Genomic DNA, 26,553 nt, shown 5'->3' with positions numbered 1-26,553 from the left:
GGCCTCCCGTCAGTTACCGTAGAAGTCCACGCGCTGTGGCGTGTACGGCGTGCCTTCGCCCAGGAAGCGCCGCCGCACTTCGCGGGCGCGCTCCGTGGCCGCCGCCTGCCGCGCCAGTTCCAATGACGCCGCCCGGTCTTGCGTGATCTGGAGCCGCTGCGACTGGATCGACTGCTTGGCCTGCAAGGCGAGCAACTGGTTCATGGCCTGCATCGCCTGCAACGCGCCTTCGGCCGACTGGCTCCTGCCCACAAGGTCGGCCAGCACGCTTTCGTCTTCGCCCAGGTTCTGCGACACCTGCGCCTGCATCTGCATGGTGGTCTGCAAGCCGTGGAGCGTGTTCCTCCAACGCTCCTGCGCGTCGCGGTACATCTGGTCGCCGCTGACGGTGGCGGCGTACTGCTCGGGATACAGGCGCGCGAACTCCCAATCGAAGTTCGTCACGTCGTAGGCCATGCCTCGGGCCTGGGCGATCAGCCGCTCGGTCGTCGCCAGGTTGGCGCGCAACTGGTTCACCACGCTGGACGGCAGGCTGGCGAGGTTGCGCGCCTGGTTCATCAGCATCTGCGCTTCGTTCTGGAGCTGCTGGATCTGGTTGTTGATCTGCTCCAGCGTGCGGATCGCGGTCAGCGTGTTCTGCACGAGGTTCGTGGGATCGACCACGACCCATTGCGCATGGGCGGTGGCGGTGCAAAGCATGGCCGCGACGGCGGCGGCGATAAGACGCTTCTTCATGACAGGCTCTCCTGTGGGTGGTCGGTGGTACGGAGGGAACCCGGCGCAAAGCCGGGGAACGAGGGCAGCAGGTCGGCCGCCCAATCGAGGCCGCGATGGCGCAGCCAGGCGCCCGCGAAGCCGGGTGCGCCGGCGTCCAGCAGCACGCGGTCTATGTCGCGCTGGTCTTGCGGCGTGGAAGCACCGGCGAAGGCCAGCGTCGCCGCCCCCAGGTCGAGGTCGAACAGGCGGTTGCCGAGGCGGGATTGGTAGTAGTAGTCGCGCTTGGGCTGCGCGGTGGCGACGATCTCGATCTGCCGGCTGTTGAGGCCGAAGCCCTCGTAGATCGTGCGAATCTGCGGCTCGGTCGCCTGCGGGTTAGGCAGGAAGACGCGGATGGCGCAGCTCTCGATGATCGCGGACGCGATGCTGGAGTTCTGGATGTCCGCAAGGCTCTGCGTGGCGAAGATGACGCTGACGTTCTTCTTGCGCAGCGTCTTGAGCCACTGGCGGATGCGCGCGGCGAACATCGGGTCGTCTAGGAACAGCCAGGACTCATCGAGAATCAGCAGCGTCGGTGCACCGTCGAACCGCTCATCGAAGCGCGCGAACAGGTAGCCCAGCACCGACCGCACGGCGGCCGGGCCGCCCATCAGTTCTTCCATCTCGAAGCACTGCACGTCCGCCGTGCCCAGGCGGTCGTGATCGGCATCCAGCAGCTTGCCGTGGGCGCCACCGAGCACGTAGGGCGCGAGCGCCTGGCGCAGCGCGTTCGATTGCAGCAGCACGGAAAGCCCGGTCATCGTGCGCTGCTCCACCGGCGCACCGGCAAGGCTGCCGATTGCCGACCAGATGGCCGCTTTCTCATCGGGGCCAACCGTCACGCCTTCGTGCAGCAGGCGGCCCTCGATCCATTCAGCGGCCCAAGTGCGGTAGCCGTCGCGGTCGATGCGCGCGAGCGGCTGGAACGCGATGCCGCCGTCGACGCCCAGGTCGTAGTGCTCGCCGCCCAGCCCGAGAATGGTGGCGCGCATCGAGCGCCCCATGTCGAACGCGAAGATGCGCGAGCGCGGATAGCGGCGGAACTGCATCGCCAGCACGGCCAGAAACGCGGACTTGCCCATGCCGGTCGGGCCGACCACCGCCATGTGCCCCACGTCGCCGATGTGCGTGACGAAGCGGAACGGCGTCGCGCCATCGGTGCGGGTGACGATGGCCGGCGGCCCGTCGAGGTGCGCGTTCTTCTCTGGCCCGGCCCACACCGCCGACACTGGCATCATGTGCGCCAGGTTCAGCGTCGAGACGATGGGCTGGCGCACATTCGCGTAGGCGTTGCCGGGGATCGAGGACAGCCACGCATCCACGGCGTTGAGCGCTTCGGGGATGGTGACGAAGCCGCGTCCCTGGATGACGCGCTCCACCATGCGCAGCTTCTCGTCGGCCACGGCCGGATCGGCATCGAGCACCGTCACCGTCGCGGTGAGGTAGCCGAAGGCGACTTGATCGCTGCCCAGCTCCTGCAAGGCGGCATCGGCGTCGGCCGCCTTGTTGCTCGCGTCGGTATCGACCAGCGGGCTTTCCTGCTGGAAGATCGTTTCGCGCAGCAGCGCCACCACGTTCTTGCGCTTGGCAAACCACTGCCGGCGCAGGCGGGCGAGTTCCTTTTCCGCCTCGGATTTGTCCAGGCAGAGAAAGCGCGTACTCCAGCGGTAGGCAAAGCCGAGGCGGTTGAGGTCGTCCAGAATCCCCGGCCAGGTCGAGGTCGGGAAGCCCCGCACCGACACCACGCGCAGGTGCTGGTCGCCCAGCATGGGCGCCAGGCCGCCGACGAGCGCGGAGTCGGTCAGCAGCGCGTCGATGTGGAACGGCACTTCGGGCACGCCCACGCGATAGCGCCGCGTCGAGATGGTGGTGTGCAGGTAGGTCAGCGTCTGGCTGTCATCGAGCCAGGCGATTTCCGGCATCACGCCATCGAGCAGGTCAAAGACGCGATCCGTCTCCGCGATGAAGGCTTGCAGCCGCTCGCGCCAGTCCACGCCTTCGGTGGGCCGGTTCTCGTACAGCATCCCCGCCGCGCGGGCGCGCGATTCCTCGGGCGGCAGGTACACGAGCGTCAGGTGATAGCCGCTCTCGAAGTGGCTGCCCGAGTCCTCGAAGGTGGCGCGGCGCTCCTCGTCCACCAGCCACGACAGCGGCTCGGGAAACTCCGAGTGCGGATAGTCGGCGGCTGCGCAGCGTTCGGCTTCGATGAACAGCGCCCAACCCGATCCCATGCGACGCAGCGCGTTGTTCAATCGCGCCGACGTGGCGATCAGCTCGCCTTGCGTCGCACTGTCGAGGTCAGGCCCGCGAAACTTGGCCGTGCGCTGGAAACTGCCGTCCTTGTTCAAGACCACGCCCGGCGCGACCAGTCCGGCCCAGGGCAGCCAGTCCGCAAGCAAGGCCGGGCGCTGGCGGTATTCGGCGAGGTTCAGCATCGCGGCGTCCTCCCCTCACACGTCCAGCAGCGGGCGGTGCTTGATGTGTCGCGCGAAGACCTGCATGAACTGCGGATCGACGCGCGCACCCCATACCGCCAGCGAATGGCCGACGATCCAGAGCACCACACCGGGAATCCACAGTTGCAGGCCCAGCCCGACAGCAGCGGCCAGCGTGCCGTTGGCGATCGCCACGGTGCGCGGCGCACCGCCCAGCAGGATCGGCTCGGTCAGCGAGCGATGCAGCGGCACCTCGAAGCCGTCCGCAAAGGCGTCCGGGGCGCTCATACGACTGCCCCGCCGGAGAAGCTGAAGAACGACAGGAAGAAGCTCGAAGCCGCGAAGGCGATGGACAGACCGAACACGATCTGGATCAGCTTGCGGAATCCGCCCGACGTGTCGCCGAAGGCGAGCGCGAGGCCCGTGGCGATGATGATGATGACGGCCACGATGCGCGCCACCGGCCCCTGGATGGATTCGAGGATGGATTGCAGCGGCCCCTCCCACGGCATCGAGGAACCGGCGGCCTGCGCGGTGCCGGCCAGGAACAGCAGCAGCGCGGCCAGCAGCAGCCCTTGCTCCGCAGGGCGGGCCAGGTTGCGCAGCCGGGCCAAGCCGGACGGGCGCGGAAGCGGATTTACGGAAACACGGAAAGCAGGAACGTGCATCTGCGTCATGGCAGTTCTCCAGGGTGGTTGAGCGACGGGGAAGGAAGGTGGGATGGCGGTGGCGGCTCGGGAAACGGCGCATCCATCGCGTCCGCCAGTTGGTAGCCCACGCCGTCGAAGCCGATAACGCGGGCGATGCTCTCGATGCGGCGCTTGCGTCCGCGCCCGCCGATGTGGATCACCACGTTGACCGCCTCGGCGATCAGCGCACGGGGCGGGTTCACCGCCACTTCGAGAATCAGTTGCTCCAGGCGCAGCAGCGCGCCGAGCGCGGAGCCAGCATGGATCGTGGCGATACCGCCCGGATGGCCGGTGCCCCACACCTTGATGAGATCCAGTGCCTCGGCGCCGCGCACTTCGCCAACGACGACGCGATCAGGCCGCAGGCGCATGGACGAGCGCACCAGCTCGGTCATCGACACCACGCCTGCGCGGGTGCGCAGCGGAACGTGGTCGCGGGCCGCGCATTGCAGTTCCACCGTGTCTTCGAGCACCAACACGCGGTCGCCGGTAGCGGCGATTTCGGCGAGCAAAGCATTGGCGAGCGTGGTCTTGCCGCTGCTGGTGGCGCCGGCGATCAGCACGTTCTGCCGCTCGCGCACGGCGCGAACGAGAAAGCCTGCCTGGGCGTTGGTCATCATCCCGTCGATGACGTACCGCTCCAGCGGGATCACGCCGATGGCGCGCTTGCGCAGCGCGAAGGCCGGCCCTGGCGCTGCCGGTGGCAAGATGCCCTCGAAGCGTTCGCCCGTTTCGGGCAACTCGGCGGACAGCAGTGGCTGGCCGCGATGGACTTCCGCGCCGACGTGGGCTGCGACCAGGCGGATGATTCGTTCGCCGTCTGCCTCGGGCAGTTCCACGTCCATTGGTGCGCGCCCACTGGAAAGCCGATCCACCCAAAGGGTGCGATCGGGGTTGAGCATGATTTCCACCACGTCCGGGTCTTCCAGCGCGGTGGCGATCAGCGGCCCCATCGCCGTGCGCAGCATCTGGATGCGGCGGTCAAGCGACGTGGCGCTCATGGACTGCGGAGCGGCGCTCATGACGCACGCTCCCGCGCTTGCGCGGCTGCCGCCGCGTCTTCCATCCGCATCGGGTCGGGATGCAACTCCTCCACCACGTCGCGCACCAGGCTTCGCCCCCGTAGCAGGTGGCGACCCAACTGTTCAACGAACTGCTCGAAGCGCGCTTTGCCCTGGGCGCGAGCGGCCTCTTGGTGCGCTTCGGGGACTGGCGTGCTGACCGTGAGGTAGTAGCGAATGAACAGCGCCAGCGTCTCGATCTGGATGTTCTGGTCGCGCTCCAGGCGCTCGGCTTGGCGCGACAGGCGATCCAGCCGCTTGGCAATGGCCGCCTCGCGCTGATCTGCTGCGTCCGGCGACAACCAGCACGCCAAGGCAGCGGCGACGATGGACGACTTGGACACGCCTTTCTTGGCGGCCAGCTCGTCCAGTCGCTTGGCGTGCTCGGGCTGGATGAACAGATTGAGGCGGTAGTGGCTCATAGCTCGATTCCGTCGTTGGGGTCGAGGGAAGCCAGCCGCGCCGTGCGCTGCATGGCGGGGTCGAGCTGGCGAGGAAGGGGAAGCGGCAGGTCGTCGTCGTCATCGAGCAGCGCGAGGTCGGCCGCAGGCACGGCCAACTCGGGGGCGTAGACGACGGCTTCCGAGAGTTCGGGCTGACGGCGCGGGCCTCCGTCGTCGGCAGAGGCAACGAAGCCCTCGGCGGCATCGGCCGCAGGCGCGACGGGCACAGCGGGAATAGCCAGGCCGCTCCAGTCGTCCGAACGCGACGGCGGCGCGTCCGCGTACTGCCCGTCCGCCAGCGCAGGCGGCGGCAGCACGCGCCGCTTGAAATTGCTGTCCGCGTAGTAGCGCAGCTTCTTGGCCTTGATCGGCGCCACGCTGGACACCATCACCACGGCCTCGTCAGGCGGAAGCTGCATGACTTCGCCCGGCGTCAGCAGTGGCCGCGCGGTTTCCTGGCGCGACACCATCAGATGCCCGAGCCACGGCGCGAGCCGGTGGCCCGCATAGTTGCGCTGCGCGCGCAACTCGGTGGCCGTGCCCAGCGTCTCGGAGATCCGTTTGGCGGTGCGCTCGTCGTTCGTGGCGAACGTCACGCGCACATGGCAGTTGTCGAGGATGGAGTGGTTCTGCCCATACGCCTTGTCGATCTGGTTGAGCGACTGCGCGATGAGGAAGCTGCGGATGCCGTAGCCCGCCATGAAGGCCAGCGCTGTCTCGAAGAAGTCCAGGCGCCCCAGCGCCGGGAACTCATCGAGCATCAGCAGCAGCTTGTGGCGGCGCGCGATGCCATCGGAACCATCGAGCGATTCGGTGAGGCGCCGCCCGATCTGGTTGAGGATCAGGCGAATGAGCGGCTTCGTCCGCGATATGTCCGAAGGCGGCACCACCAGATACAGCGATACCGGATGCTCGGCCGCGATCAGGTCAGCGATGCGCCAGTCGCAGCGCGAAGTGACTTCGGCCACCGTGGGATCGCGGTACAGGCCGAGGAACGACATGGCCGTGGACAGCACGCCCGAGCGTTCGTTGTCGCTCTTGTTGAGCACTTCACGCGCCGCCGATGCGACGACCGGATGCGGCCCAGCGCCGAGGTGCGGCGTGGTCATCATCCGGTGCAAGGTCAGCTCGAACGGGCTGGCCGGGTCGGACAGAAAGTTGGCGACGCCGCGCAGCGTCTTGTCTTCGCCTGCGTAGAGGACATGCAGAATGGCCCCGACCAGCAGCGCGTGCGAAGTCTTTTCCCAATGGTTGCGCTTCTCCAGTGCGCCTTCGGGATCGACCAGAATGTCCGCGATGTTCTGTACGTCGCGCACCTCATGCGCGCCGCGCCGCACCTCCAGCAGCGGGTTGTAGGCCGCCGACTTCGCATAGGTCGGGTTGAATAGCAGGCAGTGGCTGAATCGGCTGCGCCAGCCGGCGGTGATCTGCCAGTTCTCGCCCTTGATGTCGTGGATGACGGCCGAGGCCGGCCATGACAGCAGGGTCGGCACCACCAGGCCCACGCCTTTGCCCGAGCGCGTGGGCGCGAAGGTCAGGACGTGTTCCGGGCCTTCATGCCGCAGGTATTGGCGATCGTGCAGGCCCAGGAACACGCCGGCAGGCTGCGTGAGGCCGGCCTTGCGAATGTCCTGCGCGTTCGCCCAGCGCGCAGAGCCGTAGGTCGTGACCAGGCGCGCTTGGCGGGAGCGCCATACCGACATGGCAATGGCGACGACCACCGCGACCATGCCGCTGGCGCCAGCAATGGCGCCGCCCGTGTCGAAGACCTCCGGCGCATAGGCACCGAAGAAGAACCACCATTCAAACAGCTTCCACGGGTGGTAGATCGGCGTGCCAAGAAAATCGAACCAGGGCGAGCCAAGGCGTAGCTGATAGCCAAGGGCGGCTGCTGTCCATTGTGTGGCGCCCCACACTCCGGCGATCACGATGCCGAACACCACGGCGATCTGACCGAACAGCACGTTCGTCCCTTGCATGACCTGGCCTCCGATTTCTCCTGCGCTGATTCCTCATGGAAGAAGCGGCACAAAGGCGTGCCGCAGGCGTCAGGATCGGTGCCGGGTCAGTGCCGGTCAAAGACCGTTTAGAGCAGAAAGGTCGAGGAAAAAGAAAGAATGAGTGCGGTGGCGAGCCAAAGAAAAACGCCGCAAGCGCGGGCGCATTGCGGCGTGTCGAGAAATAAAGTGAAGGCGAATCGGCGAGCGGCCAACAATCAGAACTTTGGCGACTCTTTCGGCGGTGTATAGGGCGTTTCGCCGTCGCCGTAGAACCGCTTGCGCGTGGCTTCGGCGACCCGGTTGCACAGTACGTCACCCAGCTTGGGGCGATCCGTCTTGCACTGCCGACGCAGTTCCTTGAGCCGTTCAAGGTTGGCCGCGAGTTCCTCCACTGTCGGGATGGCTGTCGAATCAGTGGTCTTCTGAGGCGTTTCGGATTGACCACAGGCAACCAGGGTCATGGCGATCAATAGCGAGATAAGCACTTTCATGGCTGGGTGTCCTCCAAGGTGATGATTCATCAAAGTGGCGCGGGCTTGTTGTCGTCAGGCGACTCAATCGAATTGGCCAGTGCTATGAAGCGAGAAAGGGTCTCTGATGTGCTGGCGCCGGGACGTAGCAGGTATGTCGTTAGCGTTGGCGGGCTTCCCGCCAATGGGCGGGCCACAATGCCCGTCTCTCGGCAGGTGGCGAACTGCGATGCACCAGCAAGCCCTAGAGCGAATCCTGCCGACACCAGCGCCATCATCAGATCGAATGAGGCCACCCGTTCCGCTACCAAAGGTTCCTGATCCAGTCGCCGGAGCAGGCGATCTATCTGGCGCGCATAGCCCTCGCAAACATGCGGATCGCCCAACACCAAGGGAAAGCGCAGAACTTCATCCAGTGGAATTCGCTTGTGCTTCAACAACGGATGCCGTGCCGGAATCGCCACCATCAGCGGGTCGCCCCAAACAGCTTCGGCGATGATCTCGTCACCTACCTCATCAGACTGTGCGAATCCCATGTCATACAGGTCGCTTTGCAGTCCTTTGATCTGCTGCGATAGCGGCACCTCGAATAGCCGGATCTCAACTTCCGGTTCCTCCTGTCGGTACAGTGCGAGCAGTGCGGGTAAGCGTGAAGGGGTGATGCCGTCGGATAGCGCGATACGCAACTGTCCATGAAAGCCATTGACTGCTGCCTGCACGCTGTCTCGGGCCTGCTGGAGAGAGGTAAATACGCGGGGAACATGCTCAAGAAAAAGCTCGCCTGCGCGGGTTAGCCTGGTGCTGCGAGTGGTGCGGGCAAACAGCGTAACGCCAAGCTCCTCTTCCAGCTCCTTGATGGCACGTGACAACGGTGACTGTTCCATATGCAGCCGCTCGGCCGCGCGAGCGAAGTGCAGCTCCTCTGCGACTGCGATGAAGCAACGAAGATGGCGAAACTCCATAACCTGCTCCTTTGCAGGGAGCAGCGTTACCGTTGCTCCCTGTCTATCCGATTTTTCTGACTTTCAACGTGACTGCACCCATTGCAGCGCGGCATCCGCAACTTCCTCCCAGCCATCTCCGGCAATCAACCAGTGCCCACGGTTTGCGAACTCGCGCAGTTCCGTCGTTGCAGTGGAAGCGCGGTAGCGCTTGAAGTGCTGCTTCACCATGCCGGGTTCGACGGTACGGTCGTTCTCCGCACTGACCAGCAGCAGGGGCGCGCGGTCGGGTTTGCTCCACTGGATCGAGGAGCCAATACCAAGCACCGACTGGTAGTAGATGCGGCCCGGCGCCGGCACAACATGACGGTCGAACGCCTCGCGCTGCCTTTCAGGACTGAGCCCATTGGTGAAGTCGCGTGCGAATCCCTTGAAACTCATCCTCAGTGCCCGGCTCCAGCCACGCCAGGCCAGGAACACCGGAAGGGCTGCCAGGAAGGCTTTGGAGCCAGGCTTGATACCCGCCGCCGGTGCCGGCGAGATCGAAACAGCCGCTGCCCCCAAACCACGGTCGAGCAGCATTTGCGCCACGAGTCCGCCGTAGGAGTGGCCGATGAGGATTGGCGGTTCGGGCAGCGTGGCGATGATGGCTGCATAGTGATCGGCGATGCGTCCCAGTGTCAGCTTGCCGATAGCACCGTCGGGCGTGTCGCGCAGAGCCTGTACCGAACGATCCAGCAGCGGCCATGCCGGTGCGAGCGTGCGATAGCCGAGAGCCTCATACCGCTGCTGCCAGGGTTGCCAGACAGTCGGGGTCAGCCAGGCGCCATGAATGAAAAGAATTGTCTTGGACATGATGGACTCCTTGGTTGTATCCATCTCGCAGGGTTCAGCCGAACCGCACGAGTTCGAGCGTTGGCAGCGGCCCGCCCGGGAATTGCGTCAGGCGACCGCCCACGGCCAGCGTGCCGAGGTCGATGCCGGCGAAGCCCAGCCGACCGATCAGCGCGCCCACTTCCGCCTTGGCCTGCGCATCATCGCCAGCGAAGAACAGCACACGCTGGCCACCGCGTTCCGCCGGATCGGCGGCGAGCAGTTCGGGGCGCAGATGATTGAACGCTTTGACCACGCGCGCGCCCGGCACCAAACCAGCGAACACCTCGCTCGATGCTCGGCCATGCAACTCGGCGGGCTTGAACAGCGGCGCCTCGATCGGGTTGTTGGCGTCGATGACGACGCGCCCGCCGAAGTCCGGCAACCCGGCAAGAGCGCCCGGGAGCTTCGACCAGTTCACGGCGACCAGCACGACGGGCTGTGCAGCAGCTTCCTCGCGGGTGCCAGCGCGGATGCTGGGGCCGATGGATTGCACCAACGCTTGCAGGCTGTCCGGCCCGCGGCTGTTGGACAGGATGGCAGGGATGTTCCGGCGTGCCAGCGCACGGGCGAAGGCGGTGCCGATGTTGCCCGCGCCAATGATGCCGATGGAAGAAGACGACTTGCTCATGATGATTTCCTCGAAGAAATGTGACGATGTGGGTGATTACGGGTGTGCTCTGACTTGAAGCCGCCCTTGGGCTATGGAGCGGGCCAGCGGCCCGCTCCAAGGTCACTCAGGACGTGAAGCCGCCGTCGGCCAGAATGTCGGCGCCGGTGACGAACGCGGCTTGCGGGCTGGCAAGGAACGCCACGACGTTGGCGATTTCGTTCGGCTGGCCGTAGCGACCGACCGCCATGTGCGGGATCAGCGCCTTGGCCAGGTCGCCATCGGCCGGGTTCATGTCGGTGTTCGTGGGGCCGGGATGCACGGTATTGACCGTGATGCCGCGCGGCCCCAGATCGCGCGCCAGGCTGCGGTTGAAGCCGGTGACGGCACCCTTGGTCAGCGTGTAGAGCGAAGCGCCGGGGAACGAGGCGTACTTCGTCATCGAGCTGCCGATGTGGACGATGCGGCCACCGTCCTTCATGTGGCGCACGGCCTCCTGCGTGGCGACGAAGACCCCGGTGACATTGACGGCGATCATCGCCTGGTAGTCCTCGAACTTGATCTGCTCGATCGGGCCACCCAACGCGATGCCGGCGTTGTTCACCAGGATATCCAGGCCACCGAAGGTTTCGACCGTCTTGGTGACGGCGGCACGCACGGCGTCGGGTTCACCCGAGTTGGCCAGGATGGCCAGCGCCCGACCGCCAGCCGACTCGATGGCGGCGGCGGTTTCTTCGGCCAGCGCGGGCGAGCCGACATAGGTAAAGGCGACCTGGGCGCCATCGGCTGCCAGACGCTTGGCGATGGCCGCTCCGATCGAGCGCGAGCCGCCGGTCACGAGAGCCGTCTTGCCGGCCAGGGGAAGGGATTGGGAAGGGGTTACGTTGCTCATGGTTCACTCCGGTTGGTTGCCGAGGGATTCGGTGGAGTGACTTTCCCCCTTTCATTGCCTCTTGATTAGTGGCAAATCGCTTGGATTATTTTCAAGTGTTCGTTTAATATTGGGAAATGGAGACGCTGGCAAACCTAGAGTCGTTCGTGCGCAGTGCCGAGAGCGGCAGCTTCTCGGCTGCGGCGCGGCGGCTTGCGCTCACTCCGGCTGCGGTGAGTCGCAACGTGGCCATGCTGGAGCGCAATTTGGGAGTGCGGCTGTTCCAGCGTTCGACCCGCAAGCTGACGCTGACCGAGGCTGGTGAGTCATTCCTGACCGCGATTGGTGGCAATCTGGAGTCTTTGCAGAACGCCATCGCGGCGGTATCGGCAGAAGACGGCCAGCCCGCAGGCGTGCTCAAGATCAGTCTGGCGCCAACCTTCGGGATGAGCCATTTACTGCCGCTACTGCCGGAGTTCCTGCAACGCTACCCCCGCATCCGACCCGAGTGGCATTTCGAGAACCGTGCGGTAGACCTGATCGCTGAAGGCTACGACGCCGCAATCGGTGGTGGATTCGAGCTGGCGCCGGGCGTGGTCGCCCGAACACTGGCGCCGGCGCACATCATCGCCGTTGCATCTCCCGCGTATCTGGCCCGACACACGCTACCAGCCGATCCTTCTGGTCTGATAGAGCTGGATGGTGTCGTTATGCGCTCGCTTTCGTCGGGCCGCATCCGTACTTGGAACATGCGCAATGCGCAGGGCGATGAAGTTGCCGCAGTGATGCGCGAGGCCGTGGTGGTCAATGATCCTGCCGCGCTGAGAGAGTCGGCGCGGCTGGGCTTAGGTGTTGCCATGCTCGCCGTGGCCGATGTTCTGCCGTGGCTGGAGTCGGGCGAGCTGGTGCGGGTTCTGCCGCGCTGGTGGGCTGATGCCGGGGCGATCTCGCTTTACTATGCCAGCCGCGATCTGCTGCCGGGCAAGACGCGGGTCTTCATTGACTTCGTGATCGAAGCATTCAAGCGTGAAGACTATGCACGGCGTTTCGCGGGCAGCTTGGGATAGCAGTGCATGGATGTTCCGGCGTTGTGAAATTAACGTCCCAAAGACTTGTTGAATTCCCATGACACTCCGCTGCCGCGCAGCGTCGCGGCAAGCTGCTGTCCCAGCCGTTGTTCGATCACTGGCCGCCACGGCACCAGGCTGAATCCCATGCCGTCGTCCAGCATCGCGTAGCGCCCGCTGGCGAGCATGACGGAGCGCCGGTAGATGCCGGCCACGCGCTGCCCGTCTGCCGTGGGCCGATGCTCCAGGCCGGTTTCGGCGGCAATGTCCTTGGCTGCCTGCGCCAGATCCCGGCTGCGCAGCGTACCCAGCAAGCTCCGGGCGAGGATCACACGCTGTCCTCGCCGCTCGGCCAGCCCCTGTTCGGCCAGGAAGTCGGCGCGCTGCTGCAAGGCTTGCTTGGCATCGCCACCAAAGCCCAGGTCGCCCAATCCCCGGCCACCGCCGATCAGTTGCTGGTCAAGCCAGGTGGCGCCGATTACGCGGGCCTGCCGCTCGATCGGCAGGTGAGATTTCAGCTCCACAGCCACGCCGCCCAGCCGTTGCGCGTCGTACTGGCGGCCACGCTCGGCCAGGTTGTCCGGCACCTTCCATAGTCCATCCGCCACACGTTCCACGATGCCGGCCCGGCGCAGGGCTTCCAGCCGGCGGACGTGGGCCGCGACGACTTCCTGCGGGTCGCGGTCGGGCTTGGCCCGGCCCTGCTCGATCGCCAGGTGATGATCGGTGCGGTACAGGCCATCACTAGCCAACGCGCCGATGTTCTTGTCGGCCGCGCGCACGTCGGCCGAACCCTTCACTTCCACCACCGCGCCCGTGGGATAGTTCGCCAGTTCGTCGCGGGCATTGAGCGCGACGTAGTGGGCCTTGCCGTCTGTGCCGTCGATGACCAGATAGCCGCGGTCGTGCAGCTCGTCGGCCAGCCCCTTGCCGGCCACGCGGCCGACGATGGTGCGGCCGTCGTCGCCAGGCTCGAACACCGCCAGCTCGCGCGGCTGGCCGCTCATGGCCCGCTGCATGGTGCGGATGATGTCGCCGCGTTCGCCCAGGGAGCGCAAGGTCTTCTCCGCGTCCGCATGGACGGCCCAGGTGCCGGGCTGCGTCTCGTCGGCTAGGCCCAGGCGCTGCAAGCGTTGCAGGCGGCCGATCAGCAGCCGCCGCTGGCGTTGCAGCCGGGGTTCATTGAAGCGTTCGATCTGCACCCGGCCATCCTCGCCGGCCTCACGCTGCAATGTGCGGTCGAGGCTCGTCCACCGCTCCTGTTCCACCTCGCGTCCCAAGGTCTGCTGAATATCCAGTTCGGTGCGCTGTCCCAGCCATTCGGTCGCCAACTCGGCGGCCCGATGGCGGAAGCCGTGGGCGATGTAGTCGCCCGCAATGATGAGGTCTTTGCCGGTGTCGTCGCGCCCGCGCACGATCAGGTGGGTGTGCGGGTTGTCGGTGTTCCAGTGATCGACTGCCACCCAATCCAGCCGCGTCCCCAGGTCGGCCTCCATGCGGTTCATCAGGTGCCGGGTGTAGGTGCGCAGGTCGTCCAGCTCGGCCCCGTCCTCCGGGGAGACGATGAAGCGGAAATGGTGCCGGTCGTCGTCGGCCCGCTCCTTGAAGGCATCGAGGTCGGCATCGTCAGTCTGCGGCCCGTAGGCCCGGCCCGGTTCGCCATCGCGGCCGGTGCCGTCGCGCTCGATGTAGCGCAGGTGCTTGGCGAGCGACTGCGGGCTGGCGTTGCGTTGATTGACCAGCAGGGTCTTGATGGTCACGCGCCGCGACATGGGCGTCAGCTTCGCCCCGGCGAAGCGCGCCGCCGTGTGGCCGCGCCCAAGCCGTGAACCGGGGCGCTGGCCGGCGCGTGCGCCGCTGCCGCCGGCTGCGGAATGGCGCATCGAGGACTTGCCGCCGCTGGCCTTGCCGGCCTGCTTGAGCACCTTGGAAACGAAGCTCTGGCCCTGGCCTTTGCCCCGGTTCTTCGGGGCGCTGGGGCGCACCCGGAAATCGTCGTCGCGGCGATCGGTCATGGCTGCGCTCCCTGCAAGCTCTGGCGTGTCCTGTCGTGCGAAGCACGCGGACATGCCTGCATTGGCGCGGGCCTCGCGCCCCACGCGGCACGGCGGCGAAGCCGCTCCGTGCCGCGCCACCCCCATGTGCAGACAGGCTTTCGACGCGGCCCGGTGCCGCGTCCTTTTGTCTTGCCTTCCGCCTTTGCCCCTCGCTGTCGTTCCGGGCGTCGGCGGCCCGGCGGCGCTGCTGCGTGAGCAGCCAGCGCGCCGGCGAACGCGCGAACCACGGCAATGAGGGCCACAGGCCGGGGGCGTTCGAGGCAAGACGCCTGCACATAGGAAGGCTGCGCGAAGTGCTGCGCGTATGCGCTCGCACTGCACGCGCGACGACACGGCGACGGCCAGCAGAACGATACGCCCGATGGCACGACAAGATGCACGGCAACGTGCAGCGAGTCGGCGGCCATCATGGGCGAGACTCCAACCAGACCGAATGCGCAATGCCGATCACGGCGGATGCGCTGACCGGCCCGAAATACCGGCTGTCGAACGACGCCGGGTTGGTCACACTGAGCAGGAACAGTTCGCCGGGTTCGAGGCGGCGGCATTGCTGCCAGGATGGCAGCGGCCGGCCCCAGTGGTCAGCAGGCAGCACGGCGGCCGAAGGCACGCCGTCGATGCGGACGATGCCGCCCGCGATGCACACTTCCTGCGGCGCGACGGCGCCCACACGCTTGAGCAGCGGCACGCGCGCCGGCAGGTAGCCGCGCTGCGCAGCCAGCGCAGCGGCATCTGGCGGCAGCGTGGTCAGGACGATGCTGCCCACAGACAAAGGACGTGGCAGCGAGCCGGTGCCGTGGCCCAGCGGATCAACGCGATACCAGCCGACCGAAACACTGTCGGACGGGTTGTAGATCAGGCGCGGCAGCGGATGCACGAAGGACGCCCAGGCCAGCGCAGCGAGGCCGCAGGCGGACAGGCCTGCCAGCACGATGCGAGCGCGCAAACGTGCGCGGGGCGAGCGAGCACGCGGCGCGGTGCCGGCAGTCGAAACGGCGGTCATGGCAGGGCCCTCCCGATGAGCCAGGCGGCGTGCCGCTCGGCGTTGTATTCGGGCAGCGGCAGGCGCGCAGCGAGCCGGTTGGCGAGCGTGCGCCAGTACACGGGCGAGGCAGCGGCAGGCGCGATACCCAGCGCCTCGATGGCGTCGATGCGCTCCAGCACGGCGCGCACTGCGTTCTCGCCCTCGGCGTGCAGCAGCAGGCGCGCGCCCGGCTGCACGCCGGGGATGCGCTGCGCCGCGTCCAACGGCGTGCAAGCCTGCATCACCATGAGCTGCCAGCGCACGGTGCCGTAGTCATTGGCCTGCCAGCGGATGCGGCAGAACACGGCGCCCGGCGTGAACACCGCGCAGCGCCGCCAACGGTCGAGTTGGAGGGTGCGTGTGGGTTCACCGAAGCGCAGATAGAGCTTGAAACGCGGTTCGATGTAAGCCAGCGCCACGCGCGTCAGCGGTGCACTGGCAGGCTGACCGGAAGGTGCTGCGAGCGCAGCCGTGGCCGCGCCAGCGGCAGGCGAAGCGGATGCAGTCATGGCGTGCTCTCCTTGCGGTGCTCCAGAAACTCGCGCTCCAGCAGGCCGCGCAGCAGGTCGGCCACAGTCACGCCTTGCGTGAAGGCCGACACCTTGATGCGCGCCCGCAGCGCGGGCGTGATGTCGAGGGTCAGGCGGGCGGTGTAGAGGTCGCCCTTGCCCAGCGCGTCGGCGTCGCCCTGGCGAATCCACGCCTCGGCGTGCGGATTCGCGGGCGGACGCGCGCCGATGCCGACGCGCTTGGCGCGTATCGGTGGCTTCGCTGTCATGTCGGCCACCGCAGCAGTTCATCGACCAGCGCGGTGATTTCACGCGCGGCGGCGCTGTCCGGCGCTGTCTCGCGTGCAAGCCGGCCAGCGGCCACGCTGTCGGCGAACACGATGCGCTGATGCACTTCAGAGCGCAGCGCAGGAAGCGGCTGGTCGGCCAGCGCCTGGCGCGCTTCGCGCCCGATCACGGTGGTGCTGACGCGCCGGTTGATGACGAAGGCCGCGCGCAGCGCAGGCCGGAATACCTGCGCCTCGCGGATCAGCGCCACCATCTCGGCGCTGGCCCACAGGTCGTAGGGGCTGGGCTGCAGGGGGATCAGCACGTGCTCAGCCGCCAGCAGCGCGGAGCGCGCCAAGGCGGCGATGCGCGGCGGGCCGTCGATGACGACGTGATCGGCCCGTCTGGCGAGTTCTGGTGCTTCCTGATGCAGCGTTTCGCGCGCGAGGCCCACGGCGCTGAACAGCCGTGGCAAGCCTTGCTGGCTTCTGCGCTGCGTCCAGTCCAGCGATGAACCCTGCGGGTCGGCGTCCAGCAGGACGACGTGCTGGCCGCGCATCGCAAGCTCCCCGGCGATGTGCGTGGCGAGCGTGGTCTTGCCCACGCCGCCTTTTTGATTGAGCAGAGCGACGATCATGGCACGGCCCCCCATGCTGGAAAGCCGGACTTTTGCTGCTGCGCTTGGAGCCGAGTGATGGTTGTCCACCGCAGCGGCGTTTCTCTACTAAAAGTTAGAGAAATTAAGTTAGGGAAGTTAGAGCGCGCGCAAACCCAATGCTGGCGCGGATTTGCGGCCGATCGGCACGCCTGATAGCACGATAGGCCCACGCCTGATAGCACGATACCCCGCACGCCTGATAGCACGACGCCATCCACAGGCTTTCCCGGAGTTATCCCCGTGCCGTATGCGGCACGGGCCGGAAGGTCAGCAGCTCCATGCCGTTGTCCGGCATCCGCTCGATGCCCAGGACGTAGCCGGGCAGCGACTGCCGCGCTACAAGCGCGCGCAGGTCGCAGGCGAAGTCGTAGGGCTTCGCGGTACTGCCCGATTTCCGGTGCAGGTAGCGAAAGTCGAACTGCCAACCGTATGCCTGCTTGCCGCCGTGCTTGCGCACCAGGCGGTACAGCCACCGCTCGATGCCCCCAGTGAGCCGGAAGTACGCCGGGTCGATGGTCAGCACCAGGGCGGCGTCGAGCACGCCGGCAAAGAACCAGTCCGGCAGGATCAGCTCGATGCCCAGCGGCGTGCCGCGGGCGTCGGCCAGTTCCTTCCATTCGTTGATCCACGAGAAGCGGTGCAGGCGCCGCCCGGTCGTCTCGCGGATGGACGTGGCCACCGTGGTCGATTGGAGGCGATCCAACGCGGCCTTGAGGCGCTGGTAGTCGCGCAGCGACTTGCCGCGCCCGATGAAGCGCAGGATCTCGTAGGGCGTGGCGCGCATCAGCCGCGACGGCCGCAGGCCTGCGTCCTTTGCCTCCACGATCTGCGAGGCCGCCCATATCAGCACGTCTGCATCCCAAATCGTGGCGATGCCATGTTCCTGCGTGCCTTCCACGCGGATCGTCACGTTGCCCGCGCGGAAGTCGATGGGCTTGACCCGCTTGGACTTGGCGAGCGAGAAGAACGGATAGGCCATCAAATCCTGGCTGTCGCGCGGTGCCATGTCGCCGGGCAAGGCGCGGAACAGGTCGAGCTGTTCGCGCTCCTGCAACGGCCGCTGCCGGGACGGCAGCGCGATGCTGTACATAGCGATGGCCTGCCGCGCGCCGCCGATCAGCGCGCACGGCTGTCGGCCGAGTGGTGCTCGGCGTATTCGGGATCGGAAGTCGTCTCGAAACTGCGGTCGGCGGCCCAGGCGTCGAGGTCGGCCACGGCGTACATGACGCGGCGGCCGAACTTGCGAAAGCGCGGGCCGCCGCCGATCACGCGCTGCTTTTCCAGCGTGCGCGGCGACAGGCGCAGGTACTCGGCGGCTTCGTCGTTGGTGAGATAGCGTTGAGGCTGCGCGGCAGCGGTCGAGACAGTGGCGGCAGGCCGCAAGGGAGCGGGACGCATGGCGTGAACCTCCATCGGTTGAAAACGCCCGGCCACACAGCGCGACCGGATGGAGGCAGTCTCAGAAAACCAAGCTGTCCTGCTCAGGGCCGTTTTGCGTCGTCCTCAAAACGGCCCTTCTCAGGCGGCGGAAGCTGTGCTAATCGGCGATAGCCGCCGCGCATCAATTCATCGCCACGCCGTACCAGGCGGCGCACCTTCGAGCGCAGCCCGCCGTCGCTGTACCAATCGGCCACGGCGTCCACGCCGAACAAGCCTTCGCCGACATCGCGCAAGGACGCGCCCGCCAGGGTCGCGTCGAGCGCCTGCAGGGTATGCAGTTCCAGCAGCGCGGAAGGTGTTGGCCTGGGCTTGGCATCGACCAGGGCCGCACCGGGTGCTTGGCTGCGCGCAGGCGCTGCAGCACCGCCGCGGTGGGCATAGGCGACAGCCATGCCGTCTTCCAGTCCAGGCGCGAGCGCGAAGCGCAGGCAACGGCCTGGGCTGCGCGCGATCAACGCCAGCCCTTTGCCGTCGTGGAGCAACTGCTTGTGGCCGGGGATGCGCCAGAACGCGAAAGCGGCGGCATCCTGTGGCGGGTCAGCGTCGGGATAGAGCTGCACTACGGCTGCATGGCCAGGCAGCCAAGCCGGATGCGCGTCGCGTGCATCCAGTATCGGGTCTTCCAGCAGGCGCAAGCCCCAGCGGTGCGCCGCTTCCTGTGCCGCCTGTGGCCGACGGTGACAGCGCAGCCAGTCGAGCCGGTAGTCGGGATGCCTGCGCAGGTATTCCCAAGCCAGTGCGAGCGCATCCAGCCACAAGACGTATAGGTATGCCGCAGTTGGATACCAATGCACGACGTGATGGGGATCGACCATGACGCAACCTCCCGCGAACAGGACTCGCCGCCACGGCAGGGCTACGCGCTACATCGCCATCGTCAGAACGTCATGGGTTAAAAAGTGGATTGGGGCTGTCAAGACCGATTGGCTCCGATGCGTTGCGGTATTCGTCTCAATGCTGCGGCGGCAGCGCCCCGATGTGGGGCGCCATACAAGCCAGCCTGCCGCAGCCCGCGCCGGGCATCATGTCTATTTGGATCAGATTGGTGCGGCTACGCCGCAAGAATCTCGATTGAGACCTATCTGGTATGACACCGGACTGAAAAAGTCACAGTAGGCTGTGTTCAGTCCGGGATAGCCCCGTCGCGCTCGGCCAGCCGGGTGTACTCCGACAGCGTGCGTGTGGGTCGGAAGAAGAGGTCGCGCATCACGGGCTGCTGATGCGGCCCGACGATGCCGGCCAGTTCGGACAGCTTGACGGTGCCCTGGGCCGGCATGCCGATCCCCAGGTCGATGAGGCCCCAGGCAGTGTCGCCATCGGCGGGATCGAGCGCAGCCAGCAGCCAGGTCACATGCGCGTCCGGCGTGAACAGCCGCACCACGGGCACCGGGTCGATGGCCCGGCCAGCGGCGCGGGCCTCGCCGTTGGCGAGCAGTTGCGCGCGCTCCGGGACGGTGGCGAGTGGCTGGGGCATGGTCGGCAATCCCACAAATCCAATGATGCACGGATGCGGTTTCACGCCCAAGCGCAGAACCGCCAAACCGGATTTACGCCTTCGTGCGCAAGCGCGGATGCGCTTGCGTGGCTTTGCTGGAACCCGCCGATGCGGATTTCCGTAAAGGCACAAAAACGTAGAACACCAAATGTACACTATAGATTGTAGCTCTATAGGACGCAATGGGCTGTCATCTTGGTTTTTCGAGGGAAACCATAGGTGGCGGCTGGGAACTCATTGGCGAAGGCGTTGAAGACAGTTAGAAAGGCCCGTGGCTTGAGCCAGGAAGCCTTCTCTGACGTGTCCAGCCGTACCTATATGAGTACCCTCGAACGCGACCTGAAAAGCCCGACCTTGAACAAGCTGGCCGAGCTGTGCGAGGTGATGGAGATCCACCCGCTCACACTGCTGACGCTGGCCTATGCGGGCAATAGCCCGCACAAGGCCGACGAACTGCTGGCGCAGGTGCGCCAGGAGCTGGAGGCGGTGTTGAAGGAACGCGACGCGGCGAAGCCGCGCGCGTGACGTTGTGATGTGCTGCGACCAGCAGCACAGCGCCCCGCCGCGATGGGCGGGGCGCTGCGGCGGTCACGCCGCCTGGGGCTTGCTGCGCGACCAGATAAGGTCGTGCGTGCCGTCCTCGCCTTCGATCAGGCGGGCATAGACCGGAGCCGGGAACGAAGGATCGTCGAGGGTCACGGACAGGTAATCGCGCCCGGCCTCGCTTGTCTTCTTCCACGCCGCGCCGATGTCGTGGCCGGCGGCCTGGAGGCGGAAGTCGGGGGCGTTCTCGCTGCTGCCCTTGTCGTTGGGAACCAGCTTGGCCTTGACGTTGAGTGTCAGGGTGCGAAGCGTGCCGGTGAAGCCGTCTTTGTCTGCGGTGAAGGTGCCGATGTTGGCCATGATGTTTTCTCCTTTCGGTTGAACAAGGTTCGCGCCCATCGCGTCCTTGTTGTGATCCGGCCGGCAGGGGACGGGCTGGCCGCACCGCTTGCGGTCGAAACGCAGTGGAGAGCCGGGAGGCGAAGAGAATTTGCTGCGCGAGGAAGCCGTGCAGCGGCGGGGAAATTGTTTTCGCCGGACGGTTGCAGCCATGAAGCCCGAGGCGCAGCCGCGCCACCGCCAGGATTCACAACGAGGCAAGGACGCCTTGGGTCGAACCGCTCCGAAAGGAGATAGGGCCTGCTCGGCATCCCCGCTCGAAGGCTTCTCCGGCTCGCCCGCTGACGCGGGCGAGGTCAACCCCGCAACGACAGGCGAGAACGCCTCCACCACACCTTGCGGCGCCGGTCTTGAGGCGTGGCGTGGAAGCTCCCTAGCGATGCCGGGCGGGTTGTCCGTGAACCGTCCTTCGTGACGTGATGGGCAGGAACCGCCAGCGTTGAGGACGGCACGCACCTGCACAACCTGCCGCAGCAAGCGCCAGCGTGTTCGCCAGCGCCCCGTTCATCGCGGCGGGGCGCTGGACGGGCCGATCCGGCGCAGCCGGTTCGGCCACATCGAGGGGCGCCAAGCTGCGCGCGGCGGGGATAGCCCGCAGGGCTTTCCCCTGGAGGCAAGCGAAGCGCGCAGCGCCGCAGGCGCGAAGGCGTGAGCAACTGTCTTGAAAGTCAAGCCTCGCAAGCGCGCAGGCTCCATTCAATTGAAGCGTTTTGCCAATGATTCAATAAATGTTGTATTATCGAATCATGAACGAGACCCAAGCCATTTCCGCCCTCGGCGCCCTGGCCCATACCCAGCGGCTGCGCGTGTTCCGCGCCCTGGTGGTCGCCGGCCCCGAAGGGCTGACACCCAGCGTCCTCGCCGACCAGCTCGACGTGGCCCGCAACTCCCTGTCCTTCCACCTGAAAGAACTGGCCCATGCCGGCCTGGTCACCATCGAGCAGCAGGGCCGCAACCTGATCTACCGCGCCGACTTCACCCAGATGAATGGGCTGCTCGGCTATCTGACCGAGCACTGCTGCCAGGGCGGCGCGTGCGAGGTCACCGAATCCTCCTCTGCCTGTACTTCCTGCTGAAAGGATCACCCCCATGAAGCGCTTTCACGTCCACCTGCACGTCGATGACCTGAACCGCAGCATCGGCTTCTATTCCCAACTGTTCGCCGCGCAGCCCGCGCGCGTCGAAGGCGACTACGCCAAATGGATGCTCGAAGACCCGCCGGTCAACTTCGCCATCTCCACACGTGGCAACAAGCCGGGCATCGACCACCTGGGTATCCAGACCGACGATGCCGAGGAATTGGCGGTGCTGAAGGCCCGCGCCGAGGCGGCCGACATGACGCTGCTGGACGAGGGCACCACGACCTGCTGCTACGCGCGCAGCGAGAAGCACTGGATCACCGATCCGCAGGGCGTGGCCTGGGAGCACTTCCACACGCTGGGCAACATTCCGGTCTTTAACGAAGCGGCGCCTGCAGCGACTTCCGCCGCAGCGTGCTGTACCCCGGTGCGCGGCAAGCCGGTGGGCGTTGCGGTGAAGCCGGCTTCCTCCTGCTGCTGATGTGAGATACCCATGACCACCGACAAGACCTACAACGCCCTGTTCATCTGCACGGGTAACTCGGCCCGCTCCATCCTGGCCGAAGGCATCCTCAATGAATTGGGCCAGGGGCGCTTTCGCGCCTACTCGGCGGGCAGCCACCCCAAGGGCGAAGTCCACCCACTGGCGCTCGCCACGCTGGAGCGGCTGCACATGCCGACCGCCGGCTACCGCAGCAAGAACTGGGACGAGTTCGCGGCGCCCGGTGCGCCGGAGCTGGATTTCATCTTCACGGTCTGCGACAACGCCGCCGGCGAGGTCTGCCCCGTGTGGCCGGGACGCCCGATGTCGGCGCATTGGGGTGTGCCTGATCCCGCAGCCGTCGAGGGCACCGACGAACAGAAGCGCAAGGCATTCACGGATGCGGCGCTGACCTTGCGCCGGCGCATCGAGCTATTCCTGTCGCTGCCGATGCAACGCCTGGATGCCATGTCGCTGCAGCACGAGCTGCGCAGCATCGGCACGAAGTGAGGTCTGCGCGATGAGTGTTGGAACCCAAACGGCCAGCCGCGTGCCGGCCGCCCCCACCATGAGCGTCTTCGAGCGCTACCTGAGCGTGTGGGTACTGCTGTGCATCGTCGCCGGTATCGCGCTCGGCCAGTTCGCGCCCAGCGTGTTCCATGCCATCGGCCGCATGGAGATCGCGCAGGTCAACCTGCCGGTGGGCCTGCTGATCTGGGTGATGATCATTCCCATGCTGCTCAAGGTGGACTTCGGCGCTCTCGGCCAAGTCAAGCAGCATTGGCGCGGCATCGGCGTGACGCTGTTCGTCAACTGGGCCGTCAAACCCTTCTCGATGGCGCTACTCGCCTGGATCTTCATCCGCCAGGTCTTCGCGCAGTGGCTGCCCTCCGACCAGCTCGACAGCTATGTCGCGGGCCTGATCCTGCTGGCCGCCGCACCCTGCACGGCAATGGTGTTCGTCTGGAGCCGGCTGACCGGGGGCGATCCTGTGTTCACGCTGTCGCAGGTGGCGCTGAACGACACCATCATGGTCTTCGCCTTCGCCCCAATCGTGGGCCTGCTACTGGGCTTATCGTCCATTACGGTGCCGTGGGACACCTTACTGGTATCGGTCGGTCTGTACATCGTGATTCCGGTCATCCTGGCCCAGCTCTGGCGCCGCGCGTTGCTGAGCAAGGGCCAAGCCGCCTTCGACCGGGCGCTGGAGCGCATCGGCCCTCTGTCGATCGCGGCGCTGCTGCTCACGCTGGTGCTGCTGTTCGCCTTCCAGGGCGAGGCCATCATCCGCCAGCCGCTGGTGATCGCCATGTTGGCGGTGCCGATCCTGATCCAGGTGTTCTTCAACTCCGGGTTGGCCTACTGGCTCAACCGTCGGCTGGGCGAGCAGCACAACATTGCCTGTCCCTCGGCGCTGATTGGTGCCTCCAACTTCTTCGAGCTGGCCGTGGCCGCCGCCATCAGCCTGTTCGGCTTCCAGTCCGGCGCGGCGTTGGCCACCGTGGTCGGCGTGCTGATCGAGGTACCCGTGATGCTGCTGGTCGTGCGCGTGGTCAACCGCTCGCGCGGCTGGTACGAATGCGGCCCGAACTCCGCCACCCGATAACCAACCAGGTCACTCCCATGAGCACCGTCACGATCTACCACAATCCCGACTGCGGCACCTCGCGCAACGTGCTGGCCCTGATCCGCAACAGCGGCGAGGAGCCCACGGTCATCGAGTACCTGAAGACCCCGCCCGATCGGGCGACGCTGATGGTGCTGATCGCCGCAATGGGCGTATCGGCGCGCGCCGTGCTGCGCGAGAAAGGCACGCCCTATGCCGAACTGGGCCTGGGCGACCCGCAGTGGGGCGATGACCGGTTGATCGACTTCATGCTCCAGCATCCCATCCTCATCAACCGGCCCATTGTGGTCACGCCGCTGGGCACGCGCCTGTGCCGGCCTTCGGAGGCCGTGCTGGACATCCTGCCGCAGCCGCAGCGCGGCGCGTTCCGCAAGGAAGACGGCGAAGCCGTGGTGGATGCGGAGGGTCGCAGGGTCTGAGACCTCCCGCACAAGCGGCAGGCAATCTGAAGTGAGGCTGGTATTATCGAATTTCGTTATCGATATTCGATATGAAAGAGAAACCTACTCCACGTGCCATGGAGCACCACGACCTGCTGTCGGGGCTGATCCGCCTGCATGTGCTGCACCACGCAGCCGAGCAGGAGATCTACGGGCAATGGATGATCGACGAGCTGGCCCACCACGGCTACCGCCTCTCCCCCGGAACGCTGTACCCGATGCTGCACAAGATGGAGCGCGACGGCTACCTCGTCTCCCGCCAGGAGCGTGAAGGGCGCACCGTGCGCAAGCTCTACACGATCACGCCCAAGGGCAAGGAAGGCTTGGCGCTGGCCAAGGACCGCATCCGGGAGTTCACCGGGGAGGCGATGCACAAATGACAGATTCCACCAACACCTTGCAGCATGAGGCCGCTGCCGCGCGCGGCTCACCCGTCGAAGTCTTCGGCGCCTTCCTCAAGCTGGGGCTGACCTCCTTCGGCGGGCCGATCGCGCATCTGGGCTATTTCCGCTCGGAGTTCGTCGAGCGTCGCCGCTGGCTGGATGACCGCAGCTACTCCGATCTGGTCGCCCTGTGCCAGTTCCTGCCGGGGCCGGCCAGCAGCCAGGTCGGTATGGCGCTGGGGTTGGGCCGCGCGGGCTGGCTGGGGCTGCTGGCGGCCTGGGCCGGATTCACCTTGCCATCGGCTATTGCGCTGATCCTGTTCGCCTTTGGCATCGCCGAGTACCAGGGGCTGGCCCAGTCCGGCTGGGTGCACGGGCTCAAGGTCGTCGCCGTGGCCATCGTGGCGCAAGCGGTCTGGGGGATGGCCAAGTCGTTGTGCCCGGACCGGCCGCGCGCCGCGCTGGCCATTCTGGCGGCGCTGCTGACCATGGTCCTGCCCTCGGCCGCGGGACAGCTTGCCGCCATCGCGGTGGCAGGGCTGCTGGGCTGGTGGACATTGAAGATCGCGCAACCCGGCGGCGGCCACGCCCACAGCTACCCCGTCTCGCGCAAGCTGGGCATCGTGGCGCTGCTGCTGTTTGCCGCACCGCTCGTCGGGCTGCCCCTGTGGGCGGCAGCCACGGACTCGTCCACGATAGCCCTGCTGGAAGGGGTGTACCGCTCCGGTGCACTGGTCTTCGGCGGTGGACACGTTGTGCTGCCGCTGCTGCAGGCCTCGGTGGTGCCCAGCGGCGTCGTGAGCAATGCCGACTTCCTGGCCGGCTACGGTGCGGCGCAGGCCGTGCCGGGGCCGCTGTTCACTTTCTCGGCCTACCTCGGCGCGGTCGCCCACGGACCGCTGCATGGCTGGATCGGCGGGCTGGCACTCCTGGGCACGATCTTCCTCCCCGCTTTTTTCATGCTGGTCGGTGCACTGCCGTTCTGGGAAGGGCTGCGCCACCGCGCGGGCATCCAGACGGCCATGGCCGGCATCAACGCCGGCGTGGTCGGTATTCTGGTGTCCGCCCTCTATGACCCGGTATGGACGAGTGCCATCCACAGCAAGGCGGATTTTGGGCTGGCGCTGCTCTCGTTCGGACTGCTGACGGTGGGGCGCGTGCCGCCGGCGCTCGTGGTGCTGTTAGCCGGGCTGGTGGGCTGGGTCATGGCGATGGGCGTCTGAATCTCATGTGGCACACCCTGACCATCCAGCTCCGACACGAAACCGCCGACGACATTGCCGCCATCGAAGCGGTCACGACCGCCGCCTTCGCTGATGCACCACACACCAGCCACACCGAGCAATTCATCGTGCGCGCCTTGCGTGCCGCCAACGAACTGACGCTTTCCATCGTGGCCGAAGAACATGGGCGCGTCGTCGGTCACGTCGCGCTGTCGCCAGTAACGATCACCCATGAGCACAGGCGAAAGACCGAGGGCTGGTATGGGTTGGGGCCGATCTCCGTCCTGCCGCCAAGGCAGGGGCGAGGCATCGGTTCGCGCCTGATGGAACAGGCGCTGTCTGAACTGCGGGCTATGCAGGCCGCAGGCTGCGTGCTGCTGGGAGATCCAACGTACTACACGCGCTTTGGCTTCCAGGCCCATGCGGGCTTGCAACTGCCGGGCGTGCCGCCCGGCTATTTCATGGCGCTGGCCCTGCATGGGACAGTGCCGGAAGGCATCGCGCACTACAGCGATGCCTTCAACGCCGCCGCCTGAGCCAGCGCGAAGGCGGCGGCGTTTTAATTCGGCTATTGGCCTTGAACACCGGGCGCGGCCACTGTCGCACCCGGATTTCGCGTCCACCGCGCCCAGGGCGGAACGGCCTGGGCGCGGTGCTGATCGCGGTTATTCCTTCGTCTCGATGCGCCACCACACAAAGCGAAGCGCCCCGG

Annotated in this window: 32 protein-coding genes; 10 read left to right on the top strand and 22 right to left on the bottom strand. The window is 66.4% G+C overall.

What is annotated here, in order from left to right:
- Nucleotides 1–9: 9 nt before the first annotated feature.
- The 12 genes from trbJ to AC3WUM_RS15245 all read right to left on the bottom strand — a co-directional run bounded on the left by trbJ (nucleotide 10) and on the right by AC3WUM_RS15245 (nucleotide 11,170).
- Nucleotides 10–735: a P-type conjugative transfer protein TrbJ gene (gene trbJ / locus AC3WUM_RS15300; RefSeq protein ID WP_492411179.1), complete on the bottom strand. Its 726-nt coding sequence runs from the start codon at nucleotides 733–735 to the stop codon at nucleotides 10–12.
- Complete coding sequence (gene trbE / locus AC3WUM_RS15295) at nucleotides 732–3,191, bottom strand: conjugal transfer protein TrbE (protein ID WP_492411178.1); 2,460 nt, start codon at nucleotides 3,189–3,191, stop codon at nucleotides 732–734. Before trbE ends, trbJ begins: the two co-directional genes overlap by 4 nt.
- 15 nt (nucleotides 3,192–3,206) lie before the next feature.
- The gene (locus AC3WUM_RS15290) at nucleotides 3,207–3,479 is read right to left on the bottom strand and encodes a VirB3 family type IV secretion system protein (RefSeq protein WP_041110926.1); all 273 of its coding nucleotides are present in this window, start codon (nucleotides 3,477–3,479) and stop codon (nucleotides 3,207–3,209) included.
- Entirely contained in the window at nucleotides 3,476–3,868 is a 393-nt protein-coding gene (locus AC3WUM_RS15285) for a TrbC/VirB2 family type IV secretion system protein (protein WP_492411177.1), read from the bottom strand. The genes AC3WUM_RS15290 and AC3WUM_RS15285 overlap by 4 nt, the downstream gene beginning before the upstream one ends.
- A complete protein-coding gene (gene trbB, locus AC3WUM_RS15280; protein ID WP_492411176.1) occupies nucleotides 3,865–4,902 on the bottom strand; it encodes a P-type conjugative transfer ATPase TrbB in 1,038 nt (345 codons plus the stop codon). The genes AC3WUM_RS15285 and trbB overlap by 4 nt, the downstream gene beginning before the upstream one ends.
- Complete coding sequence (locus AC3WUM_RS15275; RefSeq protein WP_492411175.1) at nucleotides 4,899–5,363, bottom strand: CopG family transcriptional regulator; 465 nt, start codon at nucleotides 5,361–5,363, stop codon at nucleotides 4,899–4,901. The genes trbB and AC3WUM_RS15275 overlap by 4 nt, the downstream gene beginning before the upstream one ends.
- The gene (locus AC3WUM_RS15270; protein WP_492411174.1) at nucleotides 5,360–7,363 is read right to left on the bottom strand and encodes a conjugal transfer protein TraG; all 2,004 of its coding nucleotides are present in this window, start codon (nucleotides 7,361–7,363) and stop codon (nucleotides 5,360–5,362) included. Before AC3WUM_RS15270 ends, AC3WUM_RS15275 begins: the two co-directional genes overlap by 4 nt.
- Before the next feature lie 236 nt (nucleotides 7,364–7,599).
- Nucleotides 7,600–7,875 (bottom strand): EexN family lipoprotein, encoded by a 276-nt coding sequence (locus AC3WUM_RS15265; protein WP_492411173.1) that lies wholly within the window; start codon nucleotides 7,873–7,875, stop codon nucleotides 7,600–7,602.
- A 29-nt stretch (nucleotides 7,876–7,904) separates the two neighbouring features.
- Complete coding sequence (locus AC3WUM_RS15260) at nucleotides 7,905–8,816, bottom strand: LysR family transcriptional regulator (protein ID WP_043211258.1); 912 nt, start codon at nucleotides 8,814–8,816, stop codon at nucleotides 7,905–7,907.
- Nucleotides 8,817–8,879: 63 nt separating this feature from the next.
- Complete coding sequence (locus AC3WUM_RS15255; RefSeq protein ID WP_492411172.1) at nucleotides 8,880–9,650, bottom strand: alpha/beta hydrolase; 771 nt, start codon at nucleotides 9,648–9,650, stop codon at nucleotides 8,880–8,882.
- 34 nt (nucleotides 9,651–9,684) lie between these two features.
- Nucleotides 9,685–10,299 carry an NADPH-dependent F420 reductase gene (locus AC3WUM_RS15250; protein WP_492411171.1) on the bottom strand — a complete coding sequence of 205 codons (615 nt, stop codon included), beginning with the start codon at nucleotides 10,297–10,299 and terminating at the stop codon, nucleotides 9,685–9,687.
- 106 nt (nucleotides 10,300–10,405) lie between these two features.
- Complete coding sequence (locus AC3WUM_RS15245) at nucleotides 10,406–11,170, bottom strand: 3-oxoacyl-ACP reductase family protein (RefSeq protein ID WP_196694144.1); 765 nt, start codon at nucleotides 11,168–11,170, stop codon at nucleotides 10,406–10,408.
- A 116-nt stretch (nucleotides 11,171–11,286) separates the two neighbouring features.
- Between AC3WUM_RS15245 and AC3WUM_RS15240 the strand changes: the two genes are divergently transcribed.
- Nucleotides 11,287–12,216, top strand: coding sequence for a LysR family transcriptional regulator (locus AC3WUM_RS15240; protein ID WP_043211263.1), 930 nt, complete (start codon nucleotides 11,287–11,289; stop codon nucleotides 12,214–12,216).
- 29 nt (nucleotides 12,217–12,245) lie between these two features.
- Here the strand turns inward: AC3WUM_RS15240 and AC3WUM_RS15235 are convergent, their stop codons facing one another.
- The 9 genes from AC3WUM_RS15235 to AC3WUM_RS15195 form a co-directional block, all read right to left on the bottom strand.
- Nucleotides 12,246–14,231, bottom strand: a complete 1,986-nt coding sequence (locus tag AC3WUM_RS15235) for a relaxase/mobilization nuclease domain-containing protein (protein WP_492411170.1) — start codon at nucleotides 14,229–14,231, stop codon at nucleotides 12,246–12,248.
- Nucleotides 14,232–14,679: 448 nt separating this feature from the next.
- Nucleotides 14,680–15,276 (bottom strand): S26 family signal peptidase, encoded by a 597-nt coding sequence (locus tag AC3WUM_RS15230; protein WP_492411169.1) that lies wholly within the window; start codon nucleotides 15,274–15,276, stop codon nucleotides 14,680–14,682.
- The gene (locus AC3WUM_RS15225) at nucleotides 15,273–15,806 is read right to left on the bottom strand and encodes a DUF2840 domain-containing protein (RefSeq protein ID WP_121428823.1); all 534 of its coding nucleotides are present in this window, start codon (nucleotides 15,804–15,806) and stop codon (nucleotides 15,273–15,275) included. The genes AC3WUM_RS15230 and AC3WUM_RS15225 overlap by 4 nt, the downstream gene beginning before the upstream one ends.
- Nucleotides 15,803–16,075 carry a chromosome partitioning protein ParB gene (locus AC3WUM_RS15220; protein ID WP_121428838.1) on the bottom strand — a complete coding sequence of 91 codons (273 nt, stop codon included), beginning with the start codon at nucleotides 16,073–16,075 and terminating at the stop codon, nucleotides 15,803–15,805. The genes AC3WUM_RS15225 and AC3WUM_RS15220 overlap by 4 nt, the downstream gene beginning before the upstream one ends.
- A complete protein-coding gene (parA, locus tag AC3WUM_RS15215) occupies nucleotides 16,072–16,710 on the bottom strand; it encodes a ParA family partition ATPase (protein WP_492411168.1) in 639 nt (212 codons plus the stop codon). Before parA ends, AC3WUM_RS15220 begins: the two co-directional genes overlap by 4 nt.
- A gap of 253 nt (nucleotides 16,711–16,963) precedes the next feature.
- A complete protein-coding gene (locus tag AC3WUM_RS15210) occupies nucleotides 16,964–17,821 on the bottom strand; it encodes a replication initiator protein A (RefSeq protein ID WP_492411167.1) in 858 nt (285 codons plus the stop codon).
- Nucleotides 17,822–17,847: 26 nt separating this feature from the next.
- A complete protein-coding gene (locus AC3WUM_RS15205; RefSeq protein WP_003107109.1) occupies nucleotides 17,848–18,129 on the bottom strand; it encodes a helix-turn-helix transcriptional regulator in 282 nt (93 codons plus the stop codon).
- Between the two features lie 83 nt (nucleotides 18,130–18,212).
- A complete protein-coding gene (locus tag AC3WUM_RS15200) occupies nucleotides 18,213–18,986 on the bottom strand; it encodes a DUF2285 domain-containing protein (protein WP_492411166.1) in 774 nt (257 codons plus the stop codon).
- Nucleotides 18,987–19,294: 308 nt separating this feature from the next.
- Entirely contained in the window at nucleotides 19,295–19,645 is a 351-nt protein-coding gene (locus tag AC3WUM_RS15195; RefSeq protein WP_036193275.1) for a DUF2958 domain-containing protein, read from the bottom strand.
- Nucleotides 19,646–19,885: 240 nt separating this feature from the next.
- On the opposite strand from AC3WUM_RS15195, the gene AC3WUM_RS15190 reads away from it, so the two are divergent.
- On the top strand, nucleotides 19,886–20,191 hold the full coding sequence (locus AC3WUM_RS15190) for a helix-turn-helix domain-containing protein (protein WP_013721774.1): 306 nt from the start codon (nucleotides 19,886–19,888) through the stop codon (nucleotides 20,189–20,191).
- Between the two features lie 63 nt (nucleotides 20,192–20,254).
- On the opposite strand, the gene AC3WUM_RS15185 is transcribed toward AC3WUM_RS15190, so the two are convergent.
- Nucleotides 20,255–20,569 (bottom strand): DUF736 domain-containing protein, encoded by a 315-nt coding sequence (locus AC3WUM_RS15185; protein ID WP_015014848.1) that lies wholly within the window; start codon nucleotides 20,567–20,569, stop codon nucleotides 20,255–20,257.
- Nucleotides 20,570–21,354: 785 nt separating this feature from the next.
- Between AC3WUM_RS15185 and AC3WUM_RS15180 the strand changes: the two genes are divergently transcribed.
- The 8 genes from AC3WUM_RS15180 to AC3WUM_RS15145 all read left to right on the top strand — a co-directional run bounded on the left by AC3WUM_RS15180 (nucleotide 21,355) and on the right by AC3WUM_RS15145 (nucleotide 26,377).
- On the top strand, nucleotides 21,355–21,684 hold the full coding sequence (locus tag AC3WUM_RS15180; RefSeq protein WP_003116799.1) for an ArsR/SmtB family transcription factor: 330 nt from the start codon (nucleotides 21,355–21,357) through the stop codon (nucleotides 21,682–21,684).
- A 13-nt stretch (nucleotides 21,685–21,697) separates the two neighbouring features.
- Nucleotides 21,698–22,168 carry an ArsI/CadI family heavy metal resistance metalloenzyme gene (locus tag AC3WUM_RS15175; RefSeq protein WP_003107243.1) on the top strand — a complete coding sequence of 157 codons (471 nt, stop codon included), beginning with the start codon at nucleotides 21,698–21,700 and terminating at the stop codon, nucleotides 22,166–22,168.
- Between the two features lie 12 nt (nucleotides 22,169–22,180).
- Nucleotides 22,181–22,678, top strand: a complete 498-nt coding sequence (locus tag AC3WUM_RS15170) for an arsenate reductase ArsC (RefSeq protein WP_013721777.1) — start codon at nucleotides 22,181–22,183, stop codon at nucleotides 22,676–22,678.
- A 10-nt stretch (nucleotides 22,679–22,688) separates the two neighbouring features.
- Nucleotides 22,689–23,774 carry an ACR3 family arsenite efflux transporter gene (gene arsB / locus AC3WUM_RS15165; RefSeq protein ID WP_013721778.1) on the top strand — a complete coding sequence of 362 codons (1,086 nt, stop codon included), beginning with the start codon at nucleotides 22,689–22,691 and terminating at the stop codon, nucleotides 23,772–23,774.
- A gap of 17 nt (nucleotides 23,775–23,791) precedes the next feature.
- Nucleotides 23,792–24,214 (top strand): arsenate reductase (glutaredoxin), encoded by a 423-nt coding sequence (arsC, locus tag AC3WUM_RS15160; protein WP_013721779.1) that lies wholly within the window; start codon nucleotides 23,792–23,794, stop codon nucleotides 24,212–24,214.
- A gap of 98 nt (nucleotides 24,215–24,312) precedes the next feature.
- Nucleotides 24,313–24,615 carry a PadR family transcriptional regulator gene (locus tag AC3WUM_RS15155; RefSeq protein WP_003107234.1) on the top strand — a complete coding sequence of 101 codons (303 nt, stop codon included), beginning with the start codon at nucleotides 24,313–24,315 and terminating at the stop codon, nucleotides 24,613–24,615.
- Nucleotides 24,612–25,841: a chromate efflux transporter gene (chrA, locus tag AC3WUM_RS15150; RefSeq protein ID WP_003107233.1), complete on the top strand. Its 1,230-nt coding sequence runs from the start codon at nucleotides 24,612–24,614 to the stop codon at nucleotides 25,839–25,841. Before AC3WUM_RS15155 ends, chrA begins: the two co-directional genes overlap by 4 nt.
- A gap of 5 nt (nucleotides 25,842–25,846) precedes the next feature.
- Complete coding sequence (locus AC3WUM_RS15145; protein ID WP_003107230.1) at nucleotides 25,847–26,377, top strand: GNAT family N-acetyltransferase; 531 nt, start codon at nucleotides 25,847–25,849, stop codon at nucleotides 26,375–26,377.
- Nucleotides 26,378–26,553: the final 176 nt, after the last annotated feature.

Source organism: Hydrocarboniphaga sp. FW305-C-57 (assembly GCF_058783045.1).
This window is presented reverse-complemented; position numbering and strand designations above follow the sequence as displayed.